At 65.3% G+C, this 3,612-nt stretch carries 1 protein-coding gene and 2 pseudogenes; all 3 read right to left on the reverse strand.

Translation table 11 applies throughout. The features are described from left to right. Nucleotides 1-451, reverse strand: a pseudogene (locus AC27KI_RS20740) (tRNA uridine-5-carboxymethylaminomethyl(34) synthesis GTPase MnmE); the annotation flags it as partial. A gap of 140 nt (nucleotides 452-591) precedes the next feature. After that, nucleotides 592-2,181 (reverse strand): ABC transporter substrate-binding protein, encoded by a 1,590-nt coding sequence (locus AC27KI_RS20745; RefSeq protein WP_272566396.1) that lies wholly within the window; start codon nucleotides 2,179-2,181, stop codon nucleotides 592-594. A 143-nt stretch (nucleotides 2,182-2,324) separates the two neighbouring features. Then, a pseudogene (gene yidC, locus AC27KI_RS20750) lies at nucleotides 2,325-3,612 on the reverse strand (membrane protein insertase YidC); the annotation flags it as partial.

A 3,612-nucleotide genomic window follows, 5' to 3' on the forward strand; every position in this document is an offset into this window, starting at 1 on the left:
GCATCGATCAGGTCGGCAATGGCTTCGGCCTGCGCCAGATCGATCTTGTCGTTGAGGAAGGCCCGTTCGGTGAACTCGCCCGGCTGCGCCAGGCGCAGGCCGGGCAGGCGGGGCCCGGCCGCTTGGCCGCATCGGCCTGGGCGGCGGCTTCCAGGCAGCGCGCCAGCAGCAACTGCAACACTACGGGGCCGCCGTGCGCCTGCAGCTCCAGCACGTCCTCGCCCGTGTAGCTGTGGGGCGCTGGAAAGTACAGCGCCAGCCCCTGGTCGATGGACTGGCCGGCCGCATCGCGAAAGGGCAGGTACGTGGCTTCGCGCGGTCGCAGGGCGCGCCCGCACAGCGCCTCGGTGAGCGGTCCCAGGCCCCGGCCGGACACCCGCACGATGCCCACGGCGCCGCGCCCCGGTGCGGTGGCGATGGCGGCGATGGGGTCGGAGTGGCGGGGCAGCATGCGATGGGGAAGGGGGTGGGGACGGGGCATGATAGCTGCGCTGTTCGCATGCCGCGGCCGCCTGCACGGGGCGCGGAACCGCGCCCGCAAAAAGACAAAGCCCGCCAGGGCGGGCTTTGCGTTCGGTCCGATCGGAGGGCTTACTTGATCGTGGTCCAGTTGGGCATCGGGCGGTCGTCCGCGCGGTGCAGCGTCTCCACGCCCTTGCGCATCGCCCAGGGGCGGATCTGGTGGTGCAGGGGCAGGTAGTAGTACTCGTCCTTGACCAGTTTGAGGGCATCGGCGATCAGCGCGTCGCGCTTGGGCGCATCCATCTCCACCTTGATCTGGCTGATCATTTCGTCGAGCTTGGCATCGCTGAAGCGGCCGCCGTTGTAGGTGCCCGCAGCCGTCTTGCCGGCCTTGGTGGCCATCAACGAATCCAGCGAGTACAGCGAGTCGAACGTCGCCACGCCCCATCCGAACAGGTAGGCGCTCACGTCGTTGTTCATCACGCGGCTGACGAACTGGGCCATGGGAGCGGCCTGCAGCGTGGTCTTCACGCCGATGCGCGTCCACATGGCAGTGACGGCCTGGCAGATCGCTTCGTCGTTCACATAGCGGTCATTGGGGCAGTCGAGCTTGAGCGAAAAGCCCTGGGGGTAGCCCGCGTCGGCCAGCAGCTTCTTGGCGGCTTCGACGTCGTACTTGGCGGCACGCTCGTCCAGGCTCTTGCTCCAGCCGTGGACCATCGGCGCGACCATGGTGCCGGCAGGCACCGACAGGTTGCGCATGGTGCGGCTGTGGATGCCGGCCGAATCGATGGCCTGGTAGAGCGCCTGGCGCACGCGCTTGTCCTTGAGCGGGTTCTTGCCCGGCGTGCCGGCACCCGGCAGTTCGTCGCGGAACTGGTCCAGGCCCAGGTAGATGGTGCGGTTCTCGGCGCCTTCGATCAGCGTGATGTCGGGGCTGGACTTCATGCGCGCCAGATCCTGCGTGGGCGGATCGACGACGAAATCGACCTGGCCGGAAATCAGCGCGGCCGAGCGCGTGGCCGCCGACTTGATGGGGGTGAACACGACTTCGTCGATGTTGCCCTTGGGCTTGTCCCACCAGTCCGGGTTCTTCTTGAGCGTGACCTTCACGTCGGGCTGCCAGCCCACCATGATGAAGGGGCCGGTGCCGTTGGCATTGCGCGAGGCGAAGTTCTCTTCCTTGCCGGCATAGTCCTGCGCCTTGGTCGAGTTGTTCTTCTCGGCCCAGGCCTTGTTCATGATGCGGGCCTCGGTCAGCTCGCGCAGCAGCACGGGGTTGGGGCCCTTCAAGATCAGGTCCACGGTGAAGTCGTCGACCTTCTTCACTTCCTTGATGCTCTGCACGGCGGACTGCATGTTCGAGGGGGGCGTCATGGCGCGGGTGAGCGAGAACACCACGTCGTCGGCCGTGAACGGCGCACCGTCGTGGAATTTCACGCCCTTGCGCAGTTCGAAGCGCACCTGCGTGGGGGAGATCTGGGTCCACTTCGTGCCGAGCGCGGGCTGGATCTGGTACTTCTCGTCATAGCGCACCAGGCTCTCGTACACCTGCTGCAGGAAGGCATGCGTCGTCTGGTGGTTCTGGGCGTGGGGGTCCACGGTCAGGATGTCGTTGGCTCCGGCCCACCGCATCGTTGCGGCATGGGCCGATCCTGCTGCCAGCAGGACCGCGATGCCCAGTGCGCTCCATTTGAAAGTCGTACGCTGCTGTTTCATTGGCCAGGTCTCCTCGTCGGTTAACGAAAGTGGATGAAAGATGCCGCAGGGGGCAAGCAAGCATCGTACCCAATGAAAAACGGCCGCTGGATAGCGGCCGTGGAATGTGTCGCAAACGCAGCGCGTCCGCGCTGCATTGCGGGTCAGCGGAACTTCGGCAGGTTGAACTGCGGCGGCACGCCCATGCGCGTGTTGATGATCCACTGCTGCGCGATCGACAGGATGTTGTTCGTCAGCCAGTACAGCACCAGGCCCGCCGGGAAGAAGAAGAACATCACGCTGAAGATCAGCGGCATGAACCACATCATCTTGGCCTGCAGTGGATCGGGCGGTGCGGGGTTCAGCGCGGTCTGCAGCAGCGAGCTGGCGGTCATCAGCAGCGGCAGGATGAAGAACGGGTCGGGCGAGGACAGGTCCTTGATCCAGCCGATCCACGGCGCGTTGCGCATTTCGACGCTGGACAACAGCACCCAGTAGAGCGCGATGAACACGGGGATCTGGATCATGATGGGGAAGCAGCCGCCCATCGGGTTGACCTTCTCCTCGCGGTAGATGCGCATCATCTCCTGCTGCATCTGCTGCGGCTTGTCCTTCAGGCGCTCGCGCATCTCCATGATCTTGGGGTTGATGGCCTTCATCTTGGCCATGCTGGCGTACGCCTTCGCGTTGAGCCAGTAGAACGCGATCTTCAGCAGGAACACCAGCGCCACGATGGACCAGCCCCAGTTGTTCAGCACCTTGTGCAGCTGGTCGAGCAGCCAGTACAGGGGCTTGGCCAGGATGGTGAGCCAGCCATAGTCCTTCACCAGTTCCAGGCCGGGGGTGAGCGATTCCAGCATCGTCTCGACCTGCGGGCCCGCGAACAGGCGTGCATCCACCGTCTTGGACTGCCCCGGTGCGATCTCGCCGACCGGGGTGATCATGCCGACCGAGTACAGGTTGGTGTCCACCTTGCGCACGAACAGGTCGCGCTGCACGTCGTTGCCCAGCAGCCAGGCGCTGGCGAAGTAATGCTGCACCATGGCCACGTAGCCGTTGGTGGAGGACTTGTCGATTTCGGCCTTGCCGTTCTCGATGTCCTTGAACTCGACCTTGTGGTACTTCTTGGCCTCGGTATAGACCGCTGGGCCGGTGAAGGTCGAATAGAACGACGACTCGCCCGGCGGCTTGTTGCCGTCGCGCACCAGCTGCAGGTACAGCTGGGGCGACACGGGCGCGGTGCCGGTGTTCACGATCTCGTGCTTCACGGCCACGTCGTAGGCGCCGCGCTTCACGGTCCAGGTCTTGGCCAGCTTCACGCCGCCCAGGTCGGCGGATTCGAAGCGCACGCTGATCTCGTTCTGGCCGTCCTGCAGCTCGCGGTTGCCGGCCACCACCGACATCGCCGTCTTGTGCGTGGGGTAGCGCCGCCGATCAGGCCGGTCTGCGCCA

This window comes from Acidovorax sp. KPB24-03, from assembly GCF_057546605.1.